This window comes from Methanobrevibacter sp. (assembly GCF_045539575.1).
Classification (GTDB): domain Archaea; phylum Methanobacteriota; class Methanobacteria; order Methanobacteriales; family Methanobacteriaceae; genus Methanocatella.
Genome location: NZ_JAZQFM010000040.1, coordinates 1 through 25514 on the forward strand (window position 1 = coordinate 1; position 25514 = coordinate 25514).

Consider the following 25514-nt stretch of genomic DNA (forward strand, 5'->3'; position numbering starts at 1 on the left):
AGCGAAATCATAAGTGAAAACAGCTTCTCCATCTTTTACAGGAACAACGAATGTTTGACCTAAAATTGCAATAGTAACATATCCTGTAGCGTTCTTATCAACAGTTGATACGATAGTTACAGAAGTGCCGTCAACAGTAGGGACCGCAGTAATTGCAGTGTCTTTTTTAATGTGGCCCACAATAGTAAATGACTCTTCTGTGGAGTTGGAGCTGTAGTTGTCATCACCAAGGTAGGTTGCAACGACTGTGTAATCTCCAACAGTAAGTACGTCTTCAAGTATTGCTTTTCCGTTTTCAACTTCTGCATATACTGTGTATTCTTCAGCACCGGTAACTTCAAATTTGACAAGACCTGTTGCGTTTTCATCAACACTGACAATCATAGTGATATTATTTTCATCTATTTGAGTGTCAATTGCAATCGGTGTGTCTATGAGAGGTTTTTCCTCAACTGTGAAGTTAATGTCAGTACTGTTTGCAGCAAAGTTATCATCACCAACATATGTTGCAACAACTGTGTAATTTCCAACAGGAAGAACAGTATTTATGAAAGCTTTACCATCTTTAACTTCAACAAATAGGTCGTTACCGCCAGTTGTGAATTTAACAAATCCGGTAGCATCCTTATCAACATTTACGGTTATTGTTACATTATTTTCATCCACAACAACATCCGGAACAAGAATTGTGGTATGTTTAACTGTGAATGCTGTGGAATTTGATCCTGTGTAATTGCCGTTATCAGCAGTTACGTTAACATCATATTTTCCTGCAGTCAAGTCCGGAACGGATACATTTCCTGTACCGTCTGTAACAGTGACTTCATAAGTTTCATTACCTACATTAACGAGATATTCACCATCAACATCAGCTTTGACTGTAACGACAGCGTTTTCTCCTTCTACTATGTTTTCAACAGAAACTTCAACGGAAACAGATTTAGGGGTTACTTCAATTGCTGTTTCATTAAATGCTGAGTAATTATCATCAACAGCGGATGCATTAACCTTATAAATTCCAACAGTTAAGTCAGGAACAGATACATTTCCTGTACCGTTAATAACAGTGACTTCATAAGTTTCATTGCCTACATAAACAAGGTATTTACCATCAGCATCTGCATCAACAGTAACCACTGCATTTTCGCCGTAGGTTATATTGGATACAGTAACGTTTAAGTTTACATCTTTAATGATGATTCTTAATCCGCCAGAAATGACTTTAGATTCATTAGTGTAGTAGGAATCGCCTTCAAAAGTACCTGTGATAATATATGTTCCGACACTTAAATTAGGAAGAACAAGATCTTCAACACAGGATTGTGTGACAGTATAAACTACATCTGCATTTTGATATACCTTGTATGTAATGTTTCCATATGCATTGACCGGAGATGTTACTCTAACGGTTACATTTTCACCATACTTAATAGTGTTATTTGATATTCTGAAGAGTCCTGTAGCATTATTAATTGTTAAATTGGCATAGCCATATGCTTCGTTATAATTATCAGTTTCAATTTTATAAACTTTGATTTCGTATTTGCCAGGTTTGAAATTTTCACTTGGAACAATAAATGTTCCGCTACCATCAATATACAATGAAACTGATTCTTCATATCTGTCGTCTATAAATACGGTATAATAATCAGCAACATCGACTTTTACATTAATTTCAATATCTTCACCATAATTAGCTTCAGCGTCGCTTACAGTAATGTTTGGAGTTATTTTATAAACTTCAACATAAATTGGTACACCAACTGGATAGTAGTTTTTATTTCCACCATATGCCGCTGTAACAAAATAATTACCATGGTTCAATGTGAGATTTTCAAGTTGAGCTTCATCATACCATTTTCCATTCAATTGATAGAGAATCTTATCTGTTGCATTATTGATGAGTTCAGCATTAACTTCTAATTTTTCTCCCTGAGTAATATTTGATATTGTAACTTTTAATCCAGGATCAATACGATTAACAGCGAATGTTTTGGTTATTTTATCAAATACGAAAGTGTTTGAATTATTGTCTTCTGCATTTAATACAACCTCATATTCTCCACCTGTAAGATTGCTTAAAGTGTAGGTGAATTTATTGTTAGTCACGTTGACTGGATAGACTTTGTTGTTAATGTTTATATTGACAGTGAAGCCGAAGTTTGTACCTATGTCAATAGTACCATTAATTATTTCAGTTTGTCCGTAGTCAATATCGCTAACATTACAATCAACGTTTACAGCATCAAATACTGAATTGATAATGTTCAACTCAGCGATAACACTATAAATGTTTCTGTAACTGTCTGCCTTATTGCCTGTAAACACACAGCCATCAACAGTTGAATCGGTCATTGATGCAATGTATATTGCACCTTTGTCTCTAATTGTGTTGTCTGTAAATGTGGATTCAGAAATTGAAAGAGTATTGTCAGCCTCACTGAAAACAACATTTTGAGCAGTGTTATCTGTGAATATAGATTTTGAAATAATATTTTGATTATTTTCATCTAATTTGATTATATAACCATACGGCAAAATATTGCCTATAAATGTGGAATTTTCAATATTTAGGTTGGTATTATTCAATGCGTAAATAACTCGGTTAGCTTGAGTATTATTATAGAAATCAGAACTAATGAGAACATCATTAGAATGCTCAATATTAATGATGGAGCCTGTTCCTATGTTTTCAGCAAATTCAGTTGATATGACTTTTGCTGAATTCGCATTAGCTATATTGATAAGGCCGCCCTGAGCTGTGAGTTCATTGTTTTCAAATCTTGATTCATTAATGATAATGCCAGATTTACTATTGATGAGGTAAGTATTGTGTATTTTATTGTCATAAAATTCAGAACCAATAATATTTAAATTTCCTTCACTGGATATTAATGTACCTTTAACTCCTAAAAAAGAGTTGTCAGATATATCATTATTGACAAAGGCACATCCATCAATAGTCAAATTACCACTATTCAAAAAGATTGCCTCTTTAAATATAGAACTAAATCCTGTGAATACCGCATCAGATATGGTAACATCAGAGTTTTCTTTAACTGTTAAAAACTGTGATCCAGATGTTACTTCAAAAACAACCTCTCCAATTGAAATTATGCTTAATTTTTTGCCTGAAACACCCAGTCCGCTATTACGGAAACCAGTGTAATTTCCTTCCATTACATAAATAATGTCTTCAGCTGCAGAGTTTGTAATAGCTTCATATAATGTTTCGAATTTTCCACCAGTACTGTTGACAATGAAATTGCCTATATATTCACTGACGGTGAATGTGGTTGTGTTTACTGCATCGTTAAAGTTTTCATCACCTTCACGGATGACCATTACGCTGTAGTTTCCTTCTCCAACGCTGTCAAGTGTTATATTAGCTTCAGTACCAGCAATAGTGAAAGTTGTTAACCTATTATTGAAGAGAAGCTGGAATGTTCCGTTTTTACTTGCGCTGATTTTTAAAACCGGTGCGACTGTATCTGCATTCTTAATGATAATGTCATCTACGGTCAGATTGATGTAGACTTTTGCCTTATTAATGATAAGTCTGTCCCTTATTGCTTCGCCATAATATACGTTGCCGTTTGTGTCATAAAGGATTTCATTTAATATAACGTCATAAGCACCTTTTGGTAAAATACCTGTATTATATTCAAATATTCCGTCTGTAACTGCAACTAGAGCATCTTCATAGTTAACAAATTCAGGTAATATTAATTGAATGTCCATGTTGAATTGAGAATCAAGTGTACCTGTAATTGTTGTAGGAATTCCGTATTCTCCATCCGGTACGTATAATATCACATCATAGAAATCGAATGTGTTATTTTTAAATACTTCAACATCACCTGCATTGTAAATGTTTGCAAACTCATAAGCGAAGTTAATTCCAAAGAAGGATTCTGTAAGTTTCAATGTTTTGTTGTTGTAGATTGCCCCACCATTGCCTGTTGCGGTATTTGCAACTAAATTGGAATTATTCACAATCATTACATTATTATTGTAAAGGGCACCTCCGTCCTTTTCACTGAATCCTCCGCTAAATGATGAATTGTCTATGTTTGCTTCACCGTCATTGAAAATTGCACCACCATATCCTTTAGCAGTGTTATCTTCAAAAGTTGAGTTTAAGACTTCTAATGTTCCTTCATTATAAACAGCTCCGCCATTTATACCTTCATTTTCATTGAAAACTGTGTCTTTAATGGTTAATGAATTTTTGTTATATATCGCACCACCATTTCCGTTATTGACGTTTTCTGTGAAATTGGAAGCAACAATTTCTGCATTTCCATTGTTGTACACTACTGAATTTGTGTTTATGACATTGCTTGAGAATTCAGCTCCGTCGATGAATAAGTTTCCATCATTTAAAACAATAGCATTGTTAATGGAATTAAGTGAAAATACTCCGCCGGTTATATTTAAGGAACCTGAATTGTATATGATTGATTCGATTTCAAAAGCTGTGAATGTACAGTTTTTAAGTGTTAAACTGCCGTAATTTTCAATTGATGCGTGATCTTTTATGCCTCCATCAACAAACTCAATGTTTTCAATTACAACATTATATCCTTCAGGTACTGTAAAGAACCAGTTTGTGCTGTTTCCATCGAAAACAACCATACGGTCTCTGAAATTTTTAAGGGTGAAAGATTTGTTGAACACAATTTCCATATTCTCATCAATATGATAATTTATATTTGCATAAATAATACCATTTTCTTCAACAGCATTAATTGCATCGGTTAAGTTTTCATATACCTCATCTTCTGATATGATGAAGTTTGGTACTTTCATTTCAAATTGTTTATCTGTAAAGATATATGTATTGAGGTCATGGTCATTCATTACACCTATAGTGTAGTTTCCTCCCATTACATCCTCAAAAGTAACATTAAAACTCTGAGATCCGTTATTGTAAATTGAATATAAAGGCACATGACCGAAGTACATTAAAACAACTGAATCGAAGACATCCTCAGATGTACCGACAACAGTAACAGTCTGGTTGATTTTATCAACATTGAAATCTAATGTACCTTTACCATTAAATACACAAGCTTTCTTGACTATTTCTTCAACGGCATCGCCTGCAAAGTAATTCATAGTTCTTTCATCACCTTCACCTTGGTAGTTGTCTAAAAATGTACATCCGGCAAATGATGCTGATACGAACTGTTCAAGACCTTCTGAAATGTAGATTGCTCCACCTTCAGATCTTGCGGTATTGTTTATAAATGTACAGTTAACTGCAATGACATCTGCATCCTGGTCTGAAGAAGCTGAACCGATATATATTACTCCACCATATTCAGCATCGTTATTGTAGAAATTACAGTTCATCAATGTTAAAATACCAGCATCCATTTCGATAACTGCACCATCACTGACGGCATATCCGTTGATCACGGTAAGGTTTTCAAGTGTAATGGTAGGACCTGGTGTATTATATATTACAGGAATAGGTGGAACTGCCTCAATTACCTCTACTTCAGTATCATATGTTAAATACAGGAAGTCACTTTCATGTTGACAGTCAAAAATAACCTCTTCGCCTTCAAATGCTCTGATTGTTATTTCTAATTCTCCTTCAATATCAATACCAGCGTTTCCATCTTCGTAATAATAGGTTCCGCCTCTAACTGTAATGATTCCTCCCATTAGTGAAGCCGCATCTATTGCTTCTTCCAGGGTTTCATAATATTCATAATCTGAATCTTCATCTTCCTGGTATATGAATGGATAGTTATAATATTCATCATCAATGTAGTCATCTTCACCAGAAGTGCGAATATCTTCATTATTTGCAGCCCTCATAATGGATAATGGGGCCATTTTGATATTACTGGTTGAATAGTATAAATCATCGCCTTCAAATACTGCATTGATTTCATAGTCTCCAGCATCCAAACCTGAAACGATTAAATCATCTCTGCAGGATTGGGTTAGTGTTTTAACAACGTTTTTATTTGAATCTGTTATTGTGTATGTGATATTTCCTACTGCATTTTCCGGAGCTGAAACCCCAATGATAGCATTATTTGGAGATGTGACTTTATTAGAGGCACTTAATGTGAATGCTCCAAGAGTTTTAGTGACTTTCAAAGTGGCTTCAGTGAAATTTGATATGTAGTTTACACGTTCCTGTGAAGTAACTTTGATTGTGTAGGTTCCAGGTTCAAATATTTTATCTATTTCAACAGATCTGCTGCCGTTTACATATTTATCAGTTTTGTAATCTCCAATTTCTATTGTATAGATTGAAGGAACATTTGTTTTTATGTTTACAACAACGGTTCCATTATCTTCTACTTCCACATCCTCTACAGATATGGTCGGATTGGCTTTATTTACTACAAAATTAATTATGGAAGTTGAAGGCACGTAATTTTCATTATTATAGCTGGCTACGAGAGTGTAATTTCCAGCATCTAATTTCAATGATTCGAGTTCATCTTTTGTGTAATATTTTCCATTCAATTGGTAACTTACAGTACCTGAAACGGTAGAAGGTAATGTTTCAACTACTTTCAGAGTTTCACCATAAGTAATATTGTCAACAGAAACATTAAATTCAACACCTGCACGGTTAACTTTGAAATTTACGGTTATGCTGTCCATCAGGTAGGTATTATTGTTCATATCTACAACATTGTTTAAAACAGCTGTATGTTTACCCTGATTCAATACGCCTGCATTATAAGTGAATTTATTGTTTTCAACTTCTACAATGACATTTTCACCGTCAACTGTTAAGTTTGCTACTGAGTAGATATTGGCACCGATGTCTACTGTACCTTTTATTATTGAGTCATTACCATATGAAACAGATAATGCACTTAATTTAGCATCTTTAACATCGAAAACGGTATCATGAGCCACGGTAAATCCATTGCTGTAAATATTTCTGTTTTCTCCAGTGTTATTTGCAAAAATACACTCATCAAAGAGTGCTGTAACTCTAGGAGAGGTTGCAACAGCTCCAGTTGTTGCATGATTATCAGTAAAGAGACTGCTGTCTACCAATAATGTGAGCTTTTTATCATAAGGGTTTTTGATTAAAATTGCAGAACCCAACTTACCACTATTGTTATTGAAGACACAGCTGTCAATGAAAGCATTTGAACTTCCATCAAGACATATGGCTCCGCCGTCTACATCACTGTTGGAATTGTGTTCAAAATTGGATAAAGAAATATCCAGAGCTACATCATCATTGTTGGCATTGACATATATTGCCCCACCTTCAAGTTGAGCTTTTTCTCCTAAACTATTTTTGACGTTGTTTTTCACGAAATTAGATAGGGTTACAGATACATATCTGGAATTGTTTCCGACATATATTGCAGATCCTTTAACAGCAGTATTCTGTTCAAATTCACATGAAATGATTGCTGGTTCAAATTGAGAAATGTTTTCAAAGTGAACTGCTCCACCATCACGTGCGGTGTTATTTATGAATTTGGAATCTGTGATTGAAATATCCTCATAACCCAAGGATGTGACTGCTGCAGTACTTGCTTTTAAAGGAGCGACATTATTTATGAAATTACAGTTGTCAATTTCGAGTGATTCTCCGTCACTGAATATAGCTGCTCCACCGTTTCCGGCAAATGAAGTCTTTGTAATCTTATTGTCTGTAAAATTACATGAATCCACTGAAAGATATCCGTGGTTCACTATAGCTCCATAATTGGTATTTCTGTTGTGAATTCCTCTGAATGTTATACCATGAATATAAACTTCCGCATTTTGGTTGATTATTATGAAATTCGCATCACTGCCCTGAGCATCAAAGACAGCATTTTCCAATGCAACAATATCTAAAGTCTTATTGGAGATTACTATTTTTGTGTCAGTGTATGTTCCTTTTTTAACATATATGGTATCTTCAGCATCGGAATTGGCTACAGCCTCTGCCAAAGTATCATATTCCACATTTGTACTTAGGACTATGAAGTTGCTGTAGGTTTTACTTATGGAAAAAGTAGTGAAATTCATGACAAAATCAAAGTTTTCATCAGCATCGCGCATAGCAACAACTGAATAATTACCTAAATCAAGGCCAGTGAGCTGCATGCTACCTTTACCTTTTACAACTTCAAGCTGATAATATTTATTTCCAATGAAAATTGTGTAATTATTATCCCAATTAGCGTAAACATTTAAAATAGGTATTTCAGGAATTAATACGTCTTTTACTTCAAGATTCAATAATATTTTAGCTTTTGAAATAACTACTTTTAGATATGCAGGGTTTGTTAAATAGAATTCGTTTCCATTTAAATCAGAATAATACATATGGGTATAGAAATGGTCAGCACTGTCTCCCTGAGTAAACATTCCAATCATGGATAATTCGTGTGTTCCACCGCTCAGCACTCCAAGATTTATATTAAAGGTGTTATTTTCAACAGTAAGCACTTCTCCGAAAATATTTTCATCAATGGTTCCGGATAAAAGAGTTACATCATTATTTAAATTTGAACCCCAGTCAAAAACACCAGTAAGAATATAATCTGCACCATAGGAAGCATCTTTTTCATTCATTGATAAATCCAAATCATATTCATTAAACTCTAAATTAAATTTCCTTGTTGGTGATGCAGAGTAAATGTTTCTAGAATTGGTTGCAACATTTGAATCAAAAACAGAGGAGGTAATATTAACGAGGCTGTCACCTTTGTCAGTTATATAAACAGCTCCTCCTAATTCCGCAACGTTTAATGTAAATTCACTACCTTCAACTTTAAGATTAGTAGCATATATTGCTCCACCTTCATTAGCAATATTATGGGTAAATTCTGAACTTGTAATAGTTAGATCTGAAGAAGGATTTGCATCAATTGCTCCACCCTGTTCGCCAGTGTTATTGGTGAAAGTACATTCATTTATAGTTGCATCAGTGTTTTTTAAGATAATATTACCATTTAACTCAAAATTAGTACCATTAAGTTCCAATTTTGAATTTTCAGCATTTATCGGAGTTCCTGGTTGATTTTCAGAATTTTTAATATTATTAAATTCACAGTCTGTAATGGAAGAGTCCAAATCGCTAGTGAATATTAATGCAGCATCTGAAAATTTACCTGTTATAACTATATCTTCCAAGATAAGTTGGGCATTAGAACCTACATTCAACAGATAACTTTGAGAATCGGCTGAAAAAATGACAGTATCCTCATATTCGGAAATAATTTTAGGCCTAATTGTAACTACTTTATTTCTAATCTGCACGTTAAAATTAGCAGAGCCAGTGTATGTATTAGCTTCAACAGTAATTACTCCACTTCCACCATTAGGAATAGCATTTACAGCAGCACTTAAAGTTTCAAATACGTCCTTATCGTCTAAAACAAAATTAGCTTCTATAATAGTAAAAGTATTATCAGGATATATGTATCTTTTTTCATGATCTTTCATCATGTAAACTGTATAAGTGCCCGGTTCCAAATCTGTGAATTCTACAGAATGGAGACTAGCCCAAGGTTTTTCAGTATTATAAGAACCATCTTTATATAAAACCACTAAATTTACACCCTCATCTTCAATGTCAGGAGTTATTTCCACTGATTGATTAGGAGCGTCTACTTCAATTTCAAGAGAACCATGTCCTTTAAATTGGCAATCGTTAAAAGTCCAATATCCAGGACTACCTGCACCATCTTCATATCCGAAGTCATTTTCTTCTTCGATACTATCTTTAATCTTTTTATTGCCTTCAAAATAACAATTATTAAGTTCAACAGTACCGTCATCCTCACAGGAGATGGCTCCACCATCGTCTTCCGCCCAATTATTTATGAACCTGCAATTGTTGGCTATGAATGTTCCAGCATCGGCCACACTTATAGCTCCACCATGATCAAGAGCTTCATTTTCAGTCAGTAAACAGTTGTTCAATGTCACTTGTCCGTGAGCAACTTCGATAGCACCACCATCAGCTGTTGCATGTCCTTTTTTGAATGTTATGTCATTGAATGTGACTTTTAAGTCTTGATGGTCTAACCAAAACAGGTAATTATTTTTCGCAACACTGCCGTCGAAAATAACAGCATCTCCTTTGTTAAAAGGCTGTATTGTTATTGTTGCTGCACTTTCAAAATGGATATATATGTCGCCACAGGTTACTCTGTCAAGCTCGGTGTATGTACCTGCATTAACTAATATTGTTCCTGTTTTACTAGAACTACCTGCAATATTGTCCATTGCGTCACGCAAATCTTCGTACCAACGGCCACCTTCAACCCAATAAAAACAGTTTGAGCTGGCTTTAAGCACATCATCGTTTGAAGCGGAAAGCACCTCATTTGATTTGGAAGTTACCTTCACCTCATTAGTTGATATTTCATCTCGACTGTCAGTTACATTAATTTCAACATCTCCGCCATTTTCACTCTCCTGCGAAATGGCATTGTCCTGTTCAACTGCAACAGAAGTCGTTGCAATGTTCGTATCACTGACTTCTTCCATCAATGTCTCATTAGCATCAGCCGCCGAAATTGCACCAATGCTTATAAACAATACAAGGATTATCAGCAATATTCCTATCGTTTTTTTCTTCATTCAAATACCTCAAATTGTACGAATAATTAGAGAATATTTATTAAAAAATTTTCTCATTAATATTTATCCGTTTATTGTTTTATAAAATTTATGTTGCTTAATGAGTAAAAATCATAAATTTGGTTACTGTTTTTCAATATAACAGAACGTTCGTTCTTAATTTCAATTTTACACACTAACAGAACGGTTGTTCTCTATACATTTTATATAATAATAAAATATAAATTAATAAATGTATGAATACAAAACAGTTAATTTTAGAAAAGACTTTAAAATTAATGATTGAAAAACAAAACTCCCTCGTTTCAATTAGAGAAATTAGTACCTCATCCGGAATTGCTATCGGTGGAATATACCACTATTTTTCAAATAAAGAAGAAATATATGATGAAATTACTGAAAAATACTATATAAACTATTACAAATTCAATATAGACAAACTCAGACAGATAAAGGGAAATGCAAAAGAGAAAATCCACGACGTCATGGCTGAAATTTTTAAGCAAAAAGAAACCGGAATCAAGATTGAATCTATTGATGAAGAAATAGACTACAGATCAATATTGATGGTTTTAACCGGAAACGGATTTAGCTATGAAAATTCTGCGGAGTTTGGCCAAATTATCCTAAAAGAATTGAGGGAATTTCTCACAGAAATTATTGAGGAAGGTAAAAAAAACGGGGAAATCCGTCAGGACCTCCCGAACGAAGACATTGTAGGCTCATTAATTATAATGTATATGGGAATTCAATATAACTGGGAGGTATATCTGATTGATGATATGACTTCAGAATTTGAAGATATTTTTAATTTGGAATGGGAAAAGATAAGATTCAGAGAATAATTAATAGCTATGAAAAACATGATGTGGTTAGATGAACACTAAAGACTTGATTCTTGAAAAAACACTGAAACTAATATTGGAGAAGGGTACAATTGATATTTCAATTAGTGAAATTCGAAATTGTACAGGACTGACAACAGGCGGCATATATTATCATTTTTCAGATAAAAGCGACTTGTTTGAAGCGATTCTGCAAAAGTATATTGTGGATTATATCAAAATAGATTTTGATCAAATCAACCTTGAAGGTTCATCAAAGGAGAGAATCCATGATGCATTGTGTTATGTTTTACATCACTTCATAAACGGTGTGGAAATTGAAAGCATCGATGAAAAAATCAATTATAGGGACGTAGTGCTTCTTTTAACCGGAACAGGCTATGCCGATGATGACACTAACATAATGATTTCACAAACAGGAAATGATGTTAGAACATTTCTATCCGACCTTGTCGAAGAGGGCAAAAGGCAAAATGAAATCAGTGAAGATTTCCCAACTAAAAACATTGTAGAATCCTTGTATATCATGTATATGGGAATTCAATATTTCTGGTTGCTTTCCCCAGATGAGAGTTTTGATCAGATTTTTGAGAAAAGCTTTGATATGACTTGGCATGCCATCGAATGCCATTAAAACTATTTTTAATCTAAAAAAAGTAAAAATTAAGTTTCAGAACTATAAAGCGTCTGAAACTCTGTCTTTTATAATTTCGTATAGACGTGTGTCGATTCCTAAAGGATCTGTCAATACGATTTCGCCGTCAAACTCGACCTTTTCATCATCGTGTCCGTGATGGTGGTGATGATGATGTCCGTGGTCATGCCCATGGTCGTGGTCGTGGTCATCATGTCCGTGATGGTGGTGATGATGATGTCCGTGTCCTCCGATTGATTCAGGGTCAAAATCACTTTCAATACCTAAAATCCCAGGTATGTCTCTTTTTGTATGCAATCCATGTGCTACAAACACAGGTACAACAATTATTCTTTCCAAATCATTGTTGGAATTTAATTTTTTGACTGTTTCTGGAATACCTGGTTTTCTAATTTCCATGAATCCGTATTCTACAGGGATTTCTGGGAATTCTTTCTCGTACATTTCTTTATAAGCTTTAATTACTTCTTCACCATCATCCAATCTGGAACCGTGGCTTAAAAGTAAGATTCCTGTTTTCTTATCAGACATAATTTATCATCCGTTAAATAAGTTATAATTAAATTTTAAATTAAATTCATTGAAGTTATCTTGAAATAAAAATTTTTCAAAAAAATATATGGATAAATAGACTATTCATTTACCATATCAATTAAAATATCTATTAATATATCATCTGCTTTAATTGGATCAGGATATAATATCTCCCCATCGAACTCTACGGGAGTCAGGTCATGAGTGTGGTCATGCCCGTGGCCGTGACCATGTGAATGTTTATGTTCATGTTCATGAGCTTCCAAAAATCCCAGGATATGTGGAATATCGTGAGTTGTGTGCATTCCCGGAGCGATGAATACTGGAACAACAACCAATCTTTCCAAATCGTTTTCATCCACTAATTTATTAATGGATTCCGGAATGCTTGGACCGCACAGTTCCATAAATCCGAAACTGGACGGTAAGTCGCAAGTCTTTTCGAACTTATTGTATAAAGCGGTTGCAAATTCCTTATTGTAATTTAATCTTGATCCGTGGGTTACAAGTAAAATTCCTGTTTTTGCACTGTCATCCAATTTAGATTCTGACAGAGCTTCAGAAATTCTTTTATCAATAATGTCTAATAGCTTGTCTCTTGGGCCTATTGAGCCTAAAAGTTCAATTTCTCCGTCAAAGTCAACATCATCAGCAATTGATAAATAATGTTCAGCAGGATAATTTCCATCAGGACATCTTGGATCAACTTCCAAAGGTTCCAGACCCAAAAGTTGCGGAATATCGATATTTGTGTGAATTCCAGGAGCTAAAAACACAGGAAGTGCGATGATTTTATCCAAATCTTCAACTTCTTCCTTTAATATTTCAACAGCTCCGGCAATTGTAGGCTCGGAAACTTTCATGTATCCGATTTCAGCAGGAAGTCCTGATTTTTTGATAAATTTTTCTTTTATTTCTTTAAACACTTCTTCAGCATAAGGTAAAGTACTTCCATGACTTACCAAAATCACTGCAGAATTATTTGATAACTTTGAATTTGTATCCATAGGAGATTACTCCGTCTTTTCCATCCTCTCTGATTTTCCTAAAGACCATTTCTACATCGTCACCAATTTCAATTTCATCAACATTACAATCTACAAGTTGGGATGTTAATTTAGCGCCTTCTTCGAGTTCAATTACAGCTACAGCGTATGGAGCTGCTTTTTTGAAATCGTCAGGAGCTGACCTGATAATTGAAAATGTGTGAATTTTACCTTTTCCACTGAATTGGAACGGTTCAAGGTTTCCTTTTCTTCTACAGTTAGGACAAACTACACGGGATGGGAAAAACAATTCTCCACAGGTAGTACACTTAGAACCAATAAGATTATATCTTTGTTGTATATGACGCCATGTTCTAACAGTATCTGACATGATAATCCTCCAAATATTTTCAATATGTATAATATCTAATCAATAATATAAATAACTATTTTTTTTATTACTTATTTTTTAAAAATCCGAAAAAATTAATACTTTTGTGAAAAATCATAAAGTCGCACTTGAAAAATAAATTTATAATTTCAGGCCATATTTTTAATAATGAAAATCGACTCAAAAGGTAATTTAATACTAGGAACGACAGTTATTTTAATAACAATATTGTTATTGATAGCCATTTTTGTTTTTACGGCCATAAATTACATTCAAAATGAAAATATTGACTCATTAGAAAATGACAACTTCAAGTATATTGTTGATGACTATTCAAATAATCTGGAAGTTTTGGGAAGGGATTCGATAGCTGATGCATGCGATAAGGTTTATCATACGTATAGGCTTTTAGACAGCGAAGACCAGATTAAAAAGAACCTCAACAAGAAACTTGACAAAAAGAATGAGGAATTTAAGGAAAAATATGATGTTGATATAAACTCTGAGGCCCTCTCGGTTATGCCGACGGACAGCCCATGGAAGGTATTGCTGAAAGTGAAGCTTAACGTCAAAAAGAACAACGACAGGTTTAACAGGATAATAGAAAAGAACGTTTCCATTGAAGGCTTAAGAGATCCGCTTCCCCTTGCAAAATTAGGAGTTGCCTCAGGAGTGTTCATTCAGGGGGACAAGCTCAACTACAAGAATGCACTGACAAGATATCTTAAGCTGAGAAATCTGGACTCGCCGTTCTCATATGCATTTGCAACCACCCCACTGCACATAAAGAAATGTCCATATGACCCTTATATCCACCATGGAGACCCTGGCGTATTGAAGGATTGTCTCAAACAGGGATATTTCCATGAAAGTGCAGACGGAAGCTGCTATCTCTGCAGGCTCGAAGGCAAGGGAAAATGTCCCCATTATGGAATGGAGGTTTTCATTCAAACGCATACCCCCCTTATTAATGATTCCATATCCTGTTCGGACCATGTTGTTTTCCATGACCATTACACCGGCCATAAAATTGACAAGCTCGACTTTAACAGCTTAATTCTCGATAGCTCACACCAAAAGAAATACGGGTTGGGTGATAGCGATGATGGAGAATAGAGGAAATATTGCAGTGGAAATAGCCATAGTGCTCACAATAACATTGATGATTACGGGAATTGTGCTAAATGCGTCGGAATTGATGAGCAACAAGGCAATCAAATCGGCCGAAGCTGAAAACACTGAAATTCTTATTTCAGAAATGGCGGACAATCTAATCAACAATCCAGGAACGCCTGACAATTGGGAGGAATACGGGAAAGGAACTCCCGGACTTGCAATCATCAACGAAGAGGGTGAGACTGTCCCCAATAGCGTTTCATATGAAAAGCTTATGGCACTTAAGAAAAACTACAAAAAGCTGGTTGACGAGAAAATGTTCGGCTCAAAAATCAAAACATCGATTGAATTGATTCCGCAGGAAAGTAGCATTTCAAGTGTAAAAATAGGCAATTCTGATGAAAACAGGAACACTTATTCAGTAAACAGGCTTGTGAAATGCGATTTTTTCAAAAATTTTGTCCTGAAGGATTTTCAGCATGGCGGAAAATGCAACCACAGACATTCACAGGACCGTCACAGCTGCAACTATTTCAAAGTCTTTAAGGGAAATCTGAGAAGTTCAAATTACTATCTGCTGATTGATTCCGGCGAAAGAAATGATTTGGAATATATAATAGACACAACAAGAGTTGTCAAGGGCAGAATGTGGGAAAATCCGGGATCGGATAAAATATACCTGAACGATAAAATTAGCTTCTATGATGACCCGAGCGCCATAGTTTTCATTCACTTCAACAAGCCCAACGTAAAGGCAGTTCTGGTATCGGTTCCTAAAAATTTCAATATGCATGACCTGAACTATGACCACTTCCGAACAAACGACTGCAGTCTGATTTTAAAGGCATGGTATTAAATCAGCGCACCCAAAATAAGCAGTGAAATTGAAATCAATATCAGGCTTGAAATTGAATCTGTAATACTTGTTGAAATTGGAATTACAATGTTGTCAGGGTCCAGATTGTTGTTATATGAAAGTGTTGAAATGTAATATACCAGAATCACCATTATTGTAACCAGAATGAGTCCGGAAAATGTACTGATAGGAATGATTTTGTCAAATCCGACACCGACTGTTCCAAACATTATTGAGGATAGCTCCGCCAGTATTCCAATGAATGGGAAAATTAAAATAGCTAAAATATAACATATTCCGAAGTTATGAAGCGCTTCCCCTTCAGGTCTTGACAACGGTTCGACCAGCCCTGAGTGAAGGCCTGAAGACAGTCTTGCTCCTAAAATACTGATTAGACTTCCGCATTCTCCTGAAAATAGTGGAATTAATGTTAACAGACTTGGATTTGTAAGCAATGTTTCAACTGAACTGTTTAATATTCCGCCTGCAGAACCGCCTAAAAAGGAGCACAAGAGCAATATCGGAGTTGACTGCTTTAAGATTGTCTTGGTTTCATAGGACAAGCGGTAGCAGTATATGAAACCTACTATAACAGCGATTAAAATCACTGCCAGAACTATGTCTTTCACTATGAAATTAAAGTTTAGAGCGCTTAAAATAAATATTGATGCTATAATAGCAGGCAATGTGAATAAATCTCCAAATGCCGCAATAATCGGACTGGTAATGTTATCCGGATCCCATCCATGCTCAAAGCTTTTGAATGAAACAAACATTGTTATTGGAAGCATAATCAAGTTGGAAATTATGCCTGCAATTGTACATATCAATATAAAATCTATCAGCGGCATTGACGGATAATGCAAGAGAACACAGAACAGCTTTCCTACAATACCCAAAAATATGGATAAAACTAGAGTTAAGACAAATGATGAATAGATATTGTAGTTTAAATCTTCTGAAAATTCAAAGCGTGGAGATATCAGACCAATGTGTAAGTTGGTGGATAACCTTGAGGCAAATGATCCGAAAATGTTTCCTCTCATTCCGATAGCTCCAGGAATAACTACTAAAAGTCCCGGAAACGCTTCGAGGAAAAATGTCATCTTGCCCAGAATAACACCTGCAACCAAATCTCCAACGGCGCAAATTAAAAGGGCTATTAATCCTTCTTTTATGATATAGTCGTGTTCAGCGTAAAACTCAGAGAACGCTTGAGTAGATAGTGAACTGCGAATCTTCTTCTGTTTGTCTTTCACACATATCACTACCTATAATCATTTTTTCACAACCTAATCTTCATCTTCTAATTCTTCTGGAATGTCTTCTAAAGAACAAGCTCCAGCAGCTAATTTTTCAAGTAAATCTGCACCTTCATCTGTTCCTTTTAAAATCAAGGTATCATCAGGCAAAAGTGTAGTATTTTTATCAGGTCCATAAATCCAGGATGAACCTCTTCTGATAGAAATAACTCTCATTCCAGTACGGTTAACCAAAAGCAAATCTCCTAAAGTATTATTGGCCAAATCTGAATTTTCATCTACAACAACCCTTACAATACTTTTATCGGATTCTTCCATTACCATTTTAAATACTGGATGAGGTTTTATACCTTTAATTACTAAATCAGCTAAATCTTTTGCAGCATTTGCCATACTTTCTGCAGCTTCTGCAATTTCTAAAAGTGCAGTTAATCTTTCCGCATCTTCATAAGACCTGGCTGCAACCAAAGATTCCTTTTTAATTTCATAATTCATTGCATTAACTTCATTTTCCAATGTAATTACTTCTTCAGCTGCTGCTTTACTGTTGAATAATACTGCAGAATATGCCAGATCAACCATAAGTTCCGACATATTCTTCATTTCAATTAATAAATTTTTGATTGACAATTAAATACACCTAAAGATCATTTGGATTATTTTTTAATAAACAAGCTCTTCTAAGCTTCAATAAAGTTTTATTCTTTTTTTTCAAGTCTTCAACTTCTTCTAAAATATTCTCTAAAGGCTCTCTTAAACATTCGACTGCTTCCTTGCTATGTAACCAATGACATTCCTTGCAGTTCCAAACGTTTTTGCCCTTAATCCATTCTCCGCCGGTTGAAGAGTCTCCGCATGGATAAAATGGACAATAGCAGAAATCGCAGTATTGGCCGTCATAGTGACATGGATAGAATTCACATTCACGGTTAGGGCCGTGGGCAACTTCGCCATTCAAGAATTTTTCATAATGATTTTGTGATAACGGATGAATTTGAGACCTTATTACATATCCTCTTGGTGTCACAAGCTTTCCGTCCTGAACATATGTCAAATCATTTCCGACAATCAGAGTGCAGGACATGTTAACAATGTCTTCTGTCAAATCCTTAACCTTGACAACAGTGGCTTTAGGAGGCTCATATGTACTATCAATAATTCCAATAAGGGCGTCTTCACCTCTTATGTCAATTACGGATTTTACAAATCTTCTAAAAGGTTCCTTTCTGGTTTTGCTTATCGGATTATAAATAGCTACAATCAAATCAGCTTCAAGCGCATATCTCAATTTCTTTTCTATTTCAGACAAGGGTGTTAAAATATTGCTTAGGCTGATTGCTGCAAAATCATTCAAAGGAGCTCCCAAATGACTGGATGCGTAGTTAAGCGCAGACACACCGGGATATTCTTTAATTTCAACATCTTCATATTTGCTTACTATCTGATACAGTACATTTGCCATTCCAAAGACACCAGGGTCTCCGGAACTGATTAATGAAACAGTTTGGCCTTCTAAGCTTCTTTGAATAGCAAATTCCGCACGGGCAATTTCATCGCCCATACCTTTTTTGATAACTTCCTTATCGGCTATCAAATCTTCAATCTGTTCGATGTACTTCTTGTATCCTATAATTACATCTGACTCTTCAATAGCTTTAATAGCCCCTAAAGTCATGTTTTCTCTGTTTTGACCAATACCAATCACATTAATCATATTATCATCTTAGTATAACTTTAAAACTGAATTTATAGTAACTGAATTTCTGTCAACGTTCAATCCTGTTCCCTTATAGGAAGCTACACCGTTCGCTATAATCTTGTATGAAGGGACCTGACTGATTACAATTTGACCTGAAGTTGAATTAGGTGATTCATAACCTAAAGATTCAATAGTTACATTAAATTTTTCATTATCTGTATCTTCATATGTGGTCACGTTAATTGAGTTGTAATCAACACCGTCAACCTTTGACAGCTCCTCCATCCGCAGGGCAATATCCTTTTTATTGGAGATTGACACTGGAGTTGGATCTTTTACTAAAACCTCATTAACATTTTCAGGACTGAAGATGCCAGTTATTTTAGAAACTTGCATATCTATTAATCCTTGAATGTTAGGTGTTTCGGAAGTAACGATAGTGTATGAACCGAAAAGCCCCAATTCAAAAAATACAACAAATAATACAATAATTAAAACAATTCTAACTACCTTATTCGCCATTTTATCACAATCATCATTTTATTGTTCAATAACAATTATTATAATAATGTTAGTTTTATTTCTAATATATAATAAATATAACTATAAAATTAATTCAACAGCTAAAAAACATTATTGATATTTAAAATTCTCAAAGTTTATTAACATAGAAAATAAAAAATTTAATTAATATGTCAACTAATAAAATTCTATTAAAATTTGCAAAAAAGGGAATTAACCTATCACCTGAAGCATATAATAAAGTTATTAATGCAGAAAATCCTCTAGATTTTGCATCTTCATTAATAGTTAAGTTAAAAGGTGATAAATTTTCCTCAAAGGACCTGGTTTCAGTTAGCGGAGAAACTGTAGACGAACTTACAGGAAATGTCAAAAAAACAGATTCCACTAACCAAAAGACATTAACAGCAGATGCCAGTGCTGCAAAGAGTGAAATTAAGCCAGAAACAAAACCTTTAACTCAAAAAACACCACAGCAAAAACAGGTTACTAAACCTTTAATACAGGAAAAGCCTCAACAGAAGATTACACCTGAGCCAGAGGCAAAACCTTTAACACAGCAAAAGGCAGTTGAAAAGCAAACACCACAAGCGGAGAATAAAGCAACTTCAATGGACAGCTTTAAAAAGGAAGATGATGAACCTGAAAAATACGTAAACCAGGCAATTGTGGAAGCTTCCGAAACTGTTAAAGATGAAAAAATCAAGTTCAAAAGAAATGAACAGAAAATTAATGCACAATATGATTTTAAAATCCTTCAGGACATGAGTAAAAAATCATACACCAGCGGTGAGCTTGAAAACCTGATAGCTTACTTCAGAAACAGGTATGAAAAACTGGAAGGCATTCTCTCAAAAAGGCCTGAACTTAGAGGTTACACAAAAATTGCCGACATTGATGATTCTCAGGAAAGCATGAGCCTGATTTTGATGGTTCGCGAAATCAGATCAAGTAAAAACGGACACAAAATCGTTGAATTTGAAGACGATACAGGAAACATTTCAATTTTATTCTCACACAACAATGATGACTTATTTGCTGAAGCCGAAAAGCTCGTTAAGGACGAGGTTGTAGGTGTCATTGCCAACAAGAGTAATGACAGAGGATTTGCATTCGGTCAGCAAATCATTAAACCTGGTGTTTTAAGAGTTCCCGAAAAGGAAATGGATTTCGGAATTGTATTTCTGTCTGACGTTCACATAGGCAGTTTGACATTCCTTGAAGACGCCTTTTCAAGATTTATAGATTGGATAAATTGCGAATATGGTACAGAAGAGCAGAGAAGAGTTGCTGAAGACGTCAAATACCTGATTATAGGTGGAGATATAGTAGACGGAATCGGAGTATATCCTAACCAGGACAAGGAACTGGCAATCAAGGATATCACACAGCAGTACAATGAGGCCGCAAAATTTTTAGGCAATATCAGAAGCGACATCAAAATTATCATTGCACCTGGAAACCACGATGCATCAAGGGTTGCGGAACCGCAGCCGGCAGTTCCTGAAGAGTATGCTAAAGCGTTGTATGAATTGGACAACGTTGAATTCATATCAAATCCTGGTATGGTTTCACTTGACGGCATTAAAGTACTGATATACCACGGACGTAGTTTTGACGATCTGGTAATGGCCGTTAAGGAATTCACATATGAAAAAAGTGATCTGTTAATGCAGGAACTGTTGCAGAAAAGGCACTTGGCACCGATTTATGGTGAACGTACTCCGCTCGCATCAGAACTTGAAGATTATCTTGTAATAGATGAGGTTCCTGACATTTTCCACACAGGTCACATTCACGTGAACTCATACAATAAATTCAAGGGAATTCATTTGATTAACTCAGGTACTTTTCAGACACAAACCAGTTTCCAAAAAATTCACAATATTGAACCGACACCTGCAGAAGTTCCTGTTATCCATAAAGGAAAATATAAGCACTTTAAATTCTTATAGAGGTATTTTATGAAAAAAAATGTTAAAGAAATAATTGATGTGGGAAATAATATTTACAATAAAAATCTGGTTTCAGGAAAATCCGGAAACATAAGCAAAAGAATTAAAACCGCAAACGGAGACATCGTTGCGATAACTCCAACCTTAAAGTCCTTGGCTAATTTAAAACCTGAAGACATAGTAATAGTTGATTTTGATGGAAACACATTAACAAGCGGTAAACCTTCATCAGAAGTTAACATGCATTTGGAAATATATAAAAAAAGAGATGACGTTAACGGAATAGTTCACACACATTCCCCATATGCAACAGGGTTTGCATTTTCAAACAAAAAGATCAAAAGACTTGAAGGCTTTGGAGAAATAAAAAATCCGTATTTACCTGACATTGAATATGAAAAGCCTGGAACTGCTGAACTTGCAAAAAGCGCCAGCGAAGGCATCGGTGACAGCGATGTTCTTGTTTTAAAAAATCATGGTGTGATTTGTGTTAGTGAAAATTTAAAAGAAGCAGAATCACTTGCGGTCTTCGTTGAAGAAAGCGCAAAAACTCAATTTATTACATATATGTTGAATTCAGCTGAAGATATAATCTAATCTTCATCTGAAAGTACATCATTTTTATTTCTTTTTGACATTCCTTCTTCAATCATTTTAATGATTAATCCGGATAATGAAGTTTCTTCATCAATTGCTATTTTTTTTAATTCTTTTTTTAAGTCTTTAGGTAAATTTATTGTTGTTTTGCTTATATCTGACATGTATAATAATTCAATTTAATTTAATATATATTTTTCTACTAAAAAAAAATCAATTATACCACAAAATATTTAAAGACATTGCGAACAAATATAGATATTAATAATATTTTGACTTGTTTTTAATTTATTTTTGGAGGGAGATTTTATGAGCAATCAAACTATAGATGAAGTATGTGAAATACTCGAATATATCATGGATAACAACACTGTACCTCGTAACATTAGAGAAGCTGCAAGTGAATCCAATGATTTATTAAAAGATGAAGAACAGGACCAATCTGTAAGAATTAGTACTGTTTTAGGAAAATTAGATGAAATCAGTAACGATCCTAACATACCTGTTCACGCAAGAACTTTAATTTGGGAAGTTCTCTCTAAATTAGAATCTATCTAATTTCACTTTTTTTATTTTATTTATTTGGAAATCGCCATTGATATTGTAACACCATTATATGAAGTCTTTTTATATATTAATTTTGAATCGAATCCTGCTGTTATCAAAGCTGATGGTTCACAAACGCCATAAATTCCGAATTTTGATTTAACGAACTCTGATTTTTGAATGTCTCTTGATTCAAATAATTTCAATCTGTCAAGATCTACAAAATTAATAGGTTTATTTAGTATTTTTGCAAGTTCCAAAAGACCTTCTTCATCCTTTTTAACTTCGGCAGATGCCAACATGTTCACTCTGGATTCATCAAGATTTAATTCTTCTAAAGATTTTTTATAGCCTTCATATATTTCTGATGATGACTTTCCACGTTTACATCCAATTCCAACTACAAGTTTTCTTTCTTTTAATGTTATTCTATGACCTTCAAGACTGACAATTATTTCATCTTCATTTACATTTTCTGAACAGTTGAATGAAACATCCATTTCAAGTGTATTATTTTGTAAATAACTTTTCAGATAATTCTTCTCAGCATCAGGATTTAATGTGAATGTGAGTTTACGGCCTTCGAGGATGGCCTTGTTGAAAAATAAAATTTCCTTAGTGTTGTCAATAGAAAGATACAAATCACTTGCCAGGACATCAATCCCCAATTTATTGTTGACATCACTGGATGTGGTAATTACAGGTATGGCATCTATCAATGGAGCAATTTTATTTGTCAATTTGTTTGCTCCCCCCAAATGGCCTGACAATGTTGAAATAACAAAATTACCGTTATCGTCAATGTTTAGCACTGCTGGATCTGTAGCTTTTGATTCAACATATGGCGCTATTGACCTTATCAGTATTCCAGATGCCATGACAGCAATGACGGCATCATATTCATAAAAGGCAATCTTTAAATATTTTTTAACATTCTTATGAAATAAATCAACTTTTATGATTGTTGAATCAAGGTCCAATTTCTCTTTTAATTGTAACGCTAAATTTCTTCCCTTATCTGAAACAGAAACAATTGCTATTTTCATAATATCACATGAACCATTATTAATACTATAAATATTGTTAAACTAAACAATCCTATGCTCAATTTTGACAAATTAACAGCCTTGGTAATGTCTTCCTTGTCAATTTCTTTGTTTGGATCTCCCAAAACATATGTGCCTTTCTTAATCAATTGAATATTGAGAGCACCTGCTGTTGTTGCCATTGTATATCCTGAGTTTGGGCTTGGACATTTTCTTGCATCCCTTCTCATAATCATATAACTGTTTTTACCGTCCAACTTTAAAAGATAAGCTGAAATGACAACATAAATACCGGCAATCCTTGACGGAACATAATTTAAAATATCATCAATCTTGGCAGCGCAAAAACCGATTGCAGCCAGTTCATCAGTTTCATAACCCACCATTGCATCAAGTGTATTGAACAGCCTGTACAGCATTGGAACCAACAGCAAATAATACAATTCATGATTCATAGGAAATATCATTATTATTATTCCAAACAAAGCATAATACAATACAGGTGCAACGTAGGAATCAGTTATGTTTTCAGTCAGGCTTTCAATGACTGCAGAAACAATGAAGCTTTCCGTCAGCTCATCAGTGCTTCTGCTGACAAGATATGAAACAGATTGCCTTGCTTTGTTAATACTTTCGTCTAAATCGTTTTTTACATCAACAGCAGTTTTTAACAACATATTAACTGAAAATGTTGATGATAATAAAATAATAAATAAAATAAATAATAATAAATCATTTATTGATAAAATAATATATATAATATATAATATTATACTTACTGACAGTACTGCAAATATAACCAGCAGCAGACCAGAAAACCTGTTTTTTATTTTTATAAACTTATTTTTGAAAAATGTGATGATCGAACCCATTATCACAACAGGATGTACTCTTGTGGGAAGTTCACCGAAGAGAACATCAATTGCAAGTGAAAAAAGCAATGATATTGCAATAAAATAAAATAATTCAATCATACTTTATTTATATATAAATAAAAAAATAAATAATTTATTATTAAATTTTAAATGATGATATTATGAATATCGAAGAACAAGTTGAAAAATGGTTACTTGACGAAGATATTTTAAGAGAAATGAAATATGATGAGAATGCTGATTTTCATTTCATCGTTGAGTTTCCTAAGGAAAACATAATGGATGTTGTTAAGCCGAAAGGCAAGGATTCTATTATTTTAGCATGTGCTACCCAGGTAGCTCCACAGCATATCAGCTTAATGGAATCTGCAGATACTAAAACTAAAAAAGAATTTATTTTGGATTTGAATTTTGGTTTAAATCAATATTTGGTTGATTTTGAACTTCAGGTTAACCAGGACCTCTTACGTCAGTTTGTTGTCACTGAACAAATTTTTGAAGATGCTTTAACTAAAGATATGTTATACAGAACTTTGAAAAGAATTTTTAAAGCCAAATTACACTGCATCTGGTTAATCGATAAAAAATTCGGATCTCTTCCACAGCCTTCAAATGAAAATGACATGTTCATCTAAAGAGGGAGAGGTGCATTTCAAGTATAACATAATCGAAGGTATATTAAGATTGAAGGGGTATATTTCAAGTGTAACATTTGAAATTTATCTCCCTATTTTTTTCGTCCATGATGTAATATTTTTTTGACATGATAATTTTTCATACTTGTGTCAATTTCACATTTTTTTTACACTTGCAATCCATGTCTTCAAAATTGCCGGGCACATGAAATCGGTTACACTTGCAACACACCTCTCTGTCTTGATTATAAATCATGATAATTTTTTTGAAAAATGTTCTAAATAAGCCATTTGAGACAGTATTATTATTCTTTATCTTAAATTTTTACACTTGAAATTGTTATTTTATATTTGAAATAGTTGTATTTCATATTTTATTTTTAAATCAATATTATTGGATTAAATAGATTTTA

General features: G+C 34.1%; 19 protein-coding genes. 8 read left to right on the plus strand and 11 right to left on the minus strand.

The window, feature by feature from the left end:
- A partial coding sequence (locus ACKI30_RS05515; protein ID WP_407410597.1) for an Ig-like domain repeat protein occupies positions 1-10581 on the minus strand: 10581 nt, incomplete at its 3' end.
- Between the two features lie 236 nt (positions 10582-10817).
- Here ACKI30_RS05515 and ACKI30_RS05520 point away from each other — a divergent pair.
- Positions 10818-11426: a TetR/AcrR family transcriptional regulator gene (locus ACKI30_RS05520; RefSeq protein WP_407410599.1), complete on the plus strand. Its 609-nt coding sequence runs from the start codon at positions 10818-10820 to the stop codon at positions 11424-11426.
- A 31-nt stretch (positions 11427-11457) separates the two neighbouring features.
- Positions 11458-12060, plus strand: a complete 603-nt coding sequence (locus tag ACKI30_RS05525; RefSeq protein ID WP_407410601.1) for a TetR/AcrR family transcriptional regulator — start codon at positions 11458-11460, stop codon at positions 12058-12060.
- A gap of 42 nt (positions 12061-12102) precedes the next feature.
- On the opposite strand, the gene cfbA (ACKI30_RS05530) is transcribed toward ACKI30_RS05525, so the two are convergent.
- From cfbA (ACKI30_RS05530) to ACKI30_RS05540, 3 genes are all read right to left on the minus strand, one after another.
- Complete coding sequence (gene cfbA / locus ACKI30_RS05530; protein ID WP_407410628.1) at positions 12103-12615, minus strand: sirohydrochlorin nickelochelatase; 513 nt, start codon at positions 12613-12615, stop codon at positions 12103-12105.
- A gap of 98 nt (positions 12616-12713) precedes the next feature.
- Entirely contained in the window at positions 12714-13622 is a 909-nt protein-coding gene (gene cfbA / locus ACKI30_RS05535; protein ID WP_407410603.1) for a sirohydrochlorin nickelochelatase, read from the minus strand.
- Positions 13594-13992, minus strand: a complete 399-nt coding sequence (locus tag ACKI30_RS05540) for a Zn-ribbon domain-containing OB-fold protein (protein ID WP_292738711.1) — start codon at positions 13990-13992, stop codon at positions 13594-13596. The genes cfbA (ACKI30_RS05535) and ACKI30_RS05540 overlap by 29 nt, the downstream gene beginning before the upstream one ends.
- Before the next feature lie 168 nt (positions 13993-14160).
- Here ACKI30_RS05540 and ACKI30_RS05545 point away from each other — a divergent pair, with 168 nt between their 5' ends.
- Complete coding sequence (locus tag ACKI30_RS05545) at positions 14161-15108, plus strand: hypothetical protein (RefSeq protein ID WP_407410605.1); 948 nt, start codon at positions 14161-14163, stop codon at positions 15106-15108.
- Complete coding sequence (locus tag ACKI30_RS05550) at positions 15095-15964, plus strand: hypothetical protein (RefSeq protein ID WP_407410607.1); 870 nt, start codon at positions 15095-15097, stop codon at positions 15962-15964. Before ACKI30_RS05545 ends, ACKI30_RS05550 begins: the two co-directional genes overlap by 14 nt.
- Here ACKI30_RS05550 and ACKI30_RS05555 read toward each other — a convergent pair.
- From ACKI30_RS05555 to ACKI30_RS05570, 4 genes are read right to left on the minus strand one after another with little or no spacing between them, the layout of a single operon-like run.
- Complete coding sequence (locus ACKI30_RS05555; protein WP_407410609.1) at positions 15961-17223, minus strand: magnesium transporter; 1263 nt, start codon at positions 17221-17223, stop codon at positions 15961-15963. The genes ACKI30_RS05550 and ACKI30_RS05555 overlap by 4 nt on opposite strands.
- Positions 17224-17256: 33 nt before the next feature.
- A complete protein-coding gene (locus ACKI30_RS05560) occupies positions 17257-17856 on the minus strand; it encodes a potassium channel family protein (RefSeq protein WP_292738719.1) in 600 nt (199 codons plus the stop codon).
- Between the two features lie 10 nt (positions 17857-17866).
- The gene (gene cobJ / locus ACKI30_RS05565; protein WP_407410611.1) at positions 17867-18940 is read right to left on the minus strand and encodes a precorrin-3B C(17)-methyltransferase; all 1074 of its coding nucleotides are present in this window, start codon (positions 18938-18940) and stop codon (positions 17867-17869) included.
- Positions 18941-18949: 9 nt separating this feature from the next.
- The gene (locus tag ACKI30_RS05570; protein WP_407410613.1) at positions 18950-19447 is read right to left on the minus strand and encodes a hypothetical protein; all 498 of its coding nucleotides are present in this window, start codon (positions 19445-19447) and stop codon (positions 18950-18952) included.
- Positions 19448-19617: 170 nt separating this feature from the next.
- Here ACKI30_RS05570 and ACKI30_RS05575 point away from each other — a divergent pair, with 170 nt between their 5' ends.
- Positions 19618-21402, plus strand: a complete 1785-nt coding sequence (locus ACKI30_RS05575; RefSeq protein WP_407410615.1) for a DNA-directed DNA polymerase II small subunit — start codon at positions 19618-19620, stop codon at positions 21400-21402.
- Positions 21403-21411: 9 nt separating this feature from the next.
- The gene (locus tag ACKI30_RS05580; protein ID WP_407410617.1) at positions 21412-21999 is read left to right on the plus strand and encodes a class II aldolase/adducin family protein; all 588 of its coding nucleotides are present in this window, start codon (positions 21412-21414) and stop codon (positions 21997-21999) included.
- On the opposite strand, the gene ACKI30_RS05585 is transcribed toward ACKI30_RS05580, so the two are convergent.
- Positions 21996-22163, minus strand: coding sequence for a ribbon-helix-helix domain-containing protein (locus ACKI30_RS05585; protein ID WP_407410619.1), 168 nt, complete (start codon positions 22161-22163; stop codon positions 21996-21998). The genes ACKI30_RS05580 and ACKI30_RS05585 overlap by 4 nt on opposite strands.
- Before the next feature lie 145 nt (positions 22164-22308).
- Here ACKI30_RS05585 and ACKI30_RS05590 point away from each other — a divergent pair, with 145 nt between their 5' ends.
- Entirely contained in the window at positions 22309-22557 is a 249-nt protein-coding gene (locus tag ACKI30_RS05590; protein WP_292738731.1) for a UPF0147 family protein, read from the plus strand.
- A 20-nt stretch (positions 22558-22577) separates the two neighbouring features.
- Here the strand turns inward: ACKI30_RS05590 and ACKI30_RS05595 are convergent, their stop codons facing one another.
- Both ACKI30_RS05595 and ACKI30_RS05600 read right to left on the minus strand, forming a co-directional pair.
- Positions 22578-23591 carry a cobalt-precorrin 5A hydrolase gene (locus tag ACKI30_RS05595; protein ID WP_407410621.1) on the minus strand — a complete coding sequence of 338 codons (1014 nt, stop codon included), beginning with the start codon at positions 23589-23591 and terminating at the stop codon, positions 22578-22580.
- Positions 23588-24565: a cobalamin biosynthesis protein gene (locus tag ACKI30_RS05600; protein ID WP_407410624.1), complete on the minus strand. Its 978-nt coding sequence runs from the start codon at positions 24563-24565 to the stop codon at positions 23588-23590. Before ACKI30_RS05600 ends, ACKI30_RS05595 begins: the two co-directional genes overlap by 4 nt.
- Positions 24566-24627: 62 nt before the next feature.
- On the opposite strand from ACKI30_RS05600, the gene ACKI30_RS05605 reads away from it, so the two are divergent.
- Complete coding sequence (locus tag ACKI30_RS05605) at positions 24628-25101, plus strand: DUF2299 domain-containing protein (RefSeq protein ID WP_407410626.1); 474 nt, start codon at positions 24628-24630, stop codon at positions 25099-25101.
- The last annotated feature ends 413 nt before the right edge of the window (positions 25102-25514 follow it).

What these genes read in the sequence shown, in the direction of transcription:
- ACKI30_RS05525 (WP_407410601.1), top strand. Translation starts at nt 11,458, where the DNA reads ATGAACACTAAAGACTTGATTCTTGAAAAAACACTGAAACTAATATTG.
- ACKI30_RS05570 (WP_407410613.1), bottom strand. Translation starts at nt 19,447, where the DNA reads ATGGCGAATAAGGTAGTTAGAATTGTTTTAATTATTGTATTATTTGTT.
- ACKI30_RS05595 (WP_407410621.1), bottom strand. Translation starts at nt 23,591, where the DNA reads ATGAAAATAGCAATTGTTTCTGTTTCAGATAAGGGAAGAAATTTAGCG.
- ACKI30_RS05585 (WP_407410619.1), bottom strand. Translation starts at nt 22,163, where the DNA reads ATGTCAGATATAAGCAAAACAACAATAAATTTACCTAAAGACTTAAAA.
- ACKI30_RS05545 (WP_407410605.1), top strand. Translation starts at nt 14,161, where the DNA reads ATGAAAATCGACTCAAAAGGTAATTTAATACTAGGAACGACAGTTATT.
- ACKI30_RS05590 (WP_292738731.1), top strand. Translation starts at nt 22,309, where the DNA reads ATGAGCAATCAAACTATAGATGAAGTATGTGAAATACTCGAATATATC.
- ACKI30_RS05600 (WP_407410624.1), bottom strand. Translation starts at nt 24,565, where the DNA reads ATGATTGAATTATTTTATTTTATTGCAATATCATTGCTTTTTTCACTT.
- ACKI30_RS05575 (WP_407410615.1), top strand. Translation starts at nt 19,618, where the DNA reads ATGTCAACTAATAAAATTCTATTAAAATTTGCAAAAAAGGGAATTAAC.
- cfbA (WP_407410603.1), bottom strand. Translation starts at nt 13,622, where the DNA reads ATGGATACAAATTCAAAGTTATCAAATAATTCTGCAGTGATTTTGGTA.
- ACKI30_RS05550 (WP_407410607.1), top strand. Translation starts at nt 15,095, where the DNA reads ATGATGGAGAATAGAGGAAATATTGCAGTGGAAATAGCCATAGTGCTC.
- ACKI30_RS05580 (WP_407410617.1), top strand. Translation starts at nt 21,412, where the DNA reads ATGAAAAAAAATGTTAAAGAAATAATTGATGTGGGAAATAATATTTAC.
- ACKI30_RS05540 (WP_292738711.1), bottom strand. Translation starts at nt 13,992, where the DNA reads ATGTCAGATACTGTTAGAACATGGCGTCATATACAACAAAGATATAAT.
- cobJ (WP_407410611.1), bottom strand. Translation starts at nt 18,940, where the DNA reads ATGATTAATGTGATTGGTATTGGTCAAAACAGAGAAAACATGACTTTA.
- ACKI30_RS05605 (WP_407410626.1), top strand. Translation starts at nt 24,628, where the DNA reads ATGAATATCGAAGAACAAGTTGAAAAATGGTTACTTGACGAAGATATT.
- ACKI30_RS05520 (WP_407410599.1), top strand. Translation starts at nt 10,818, where the DNA reads ATGAATACAAAACAGTTAATTTTAGAAAAGACTTTAAAATTAATGATT.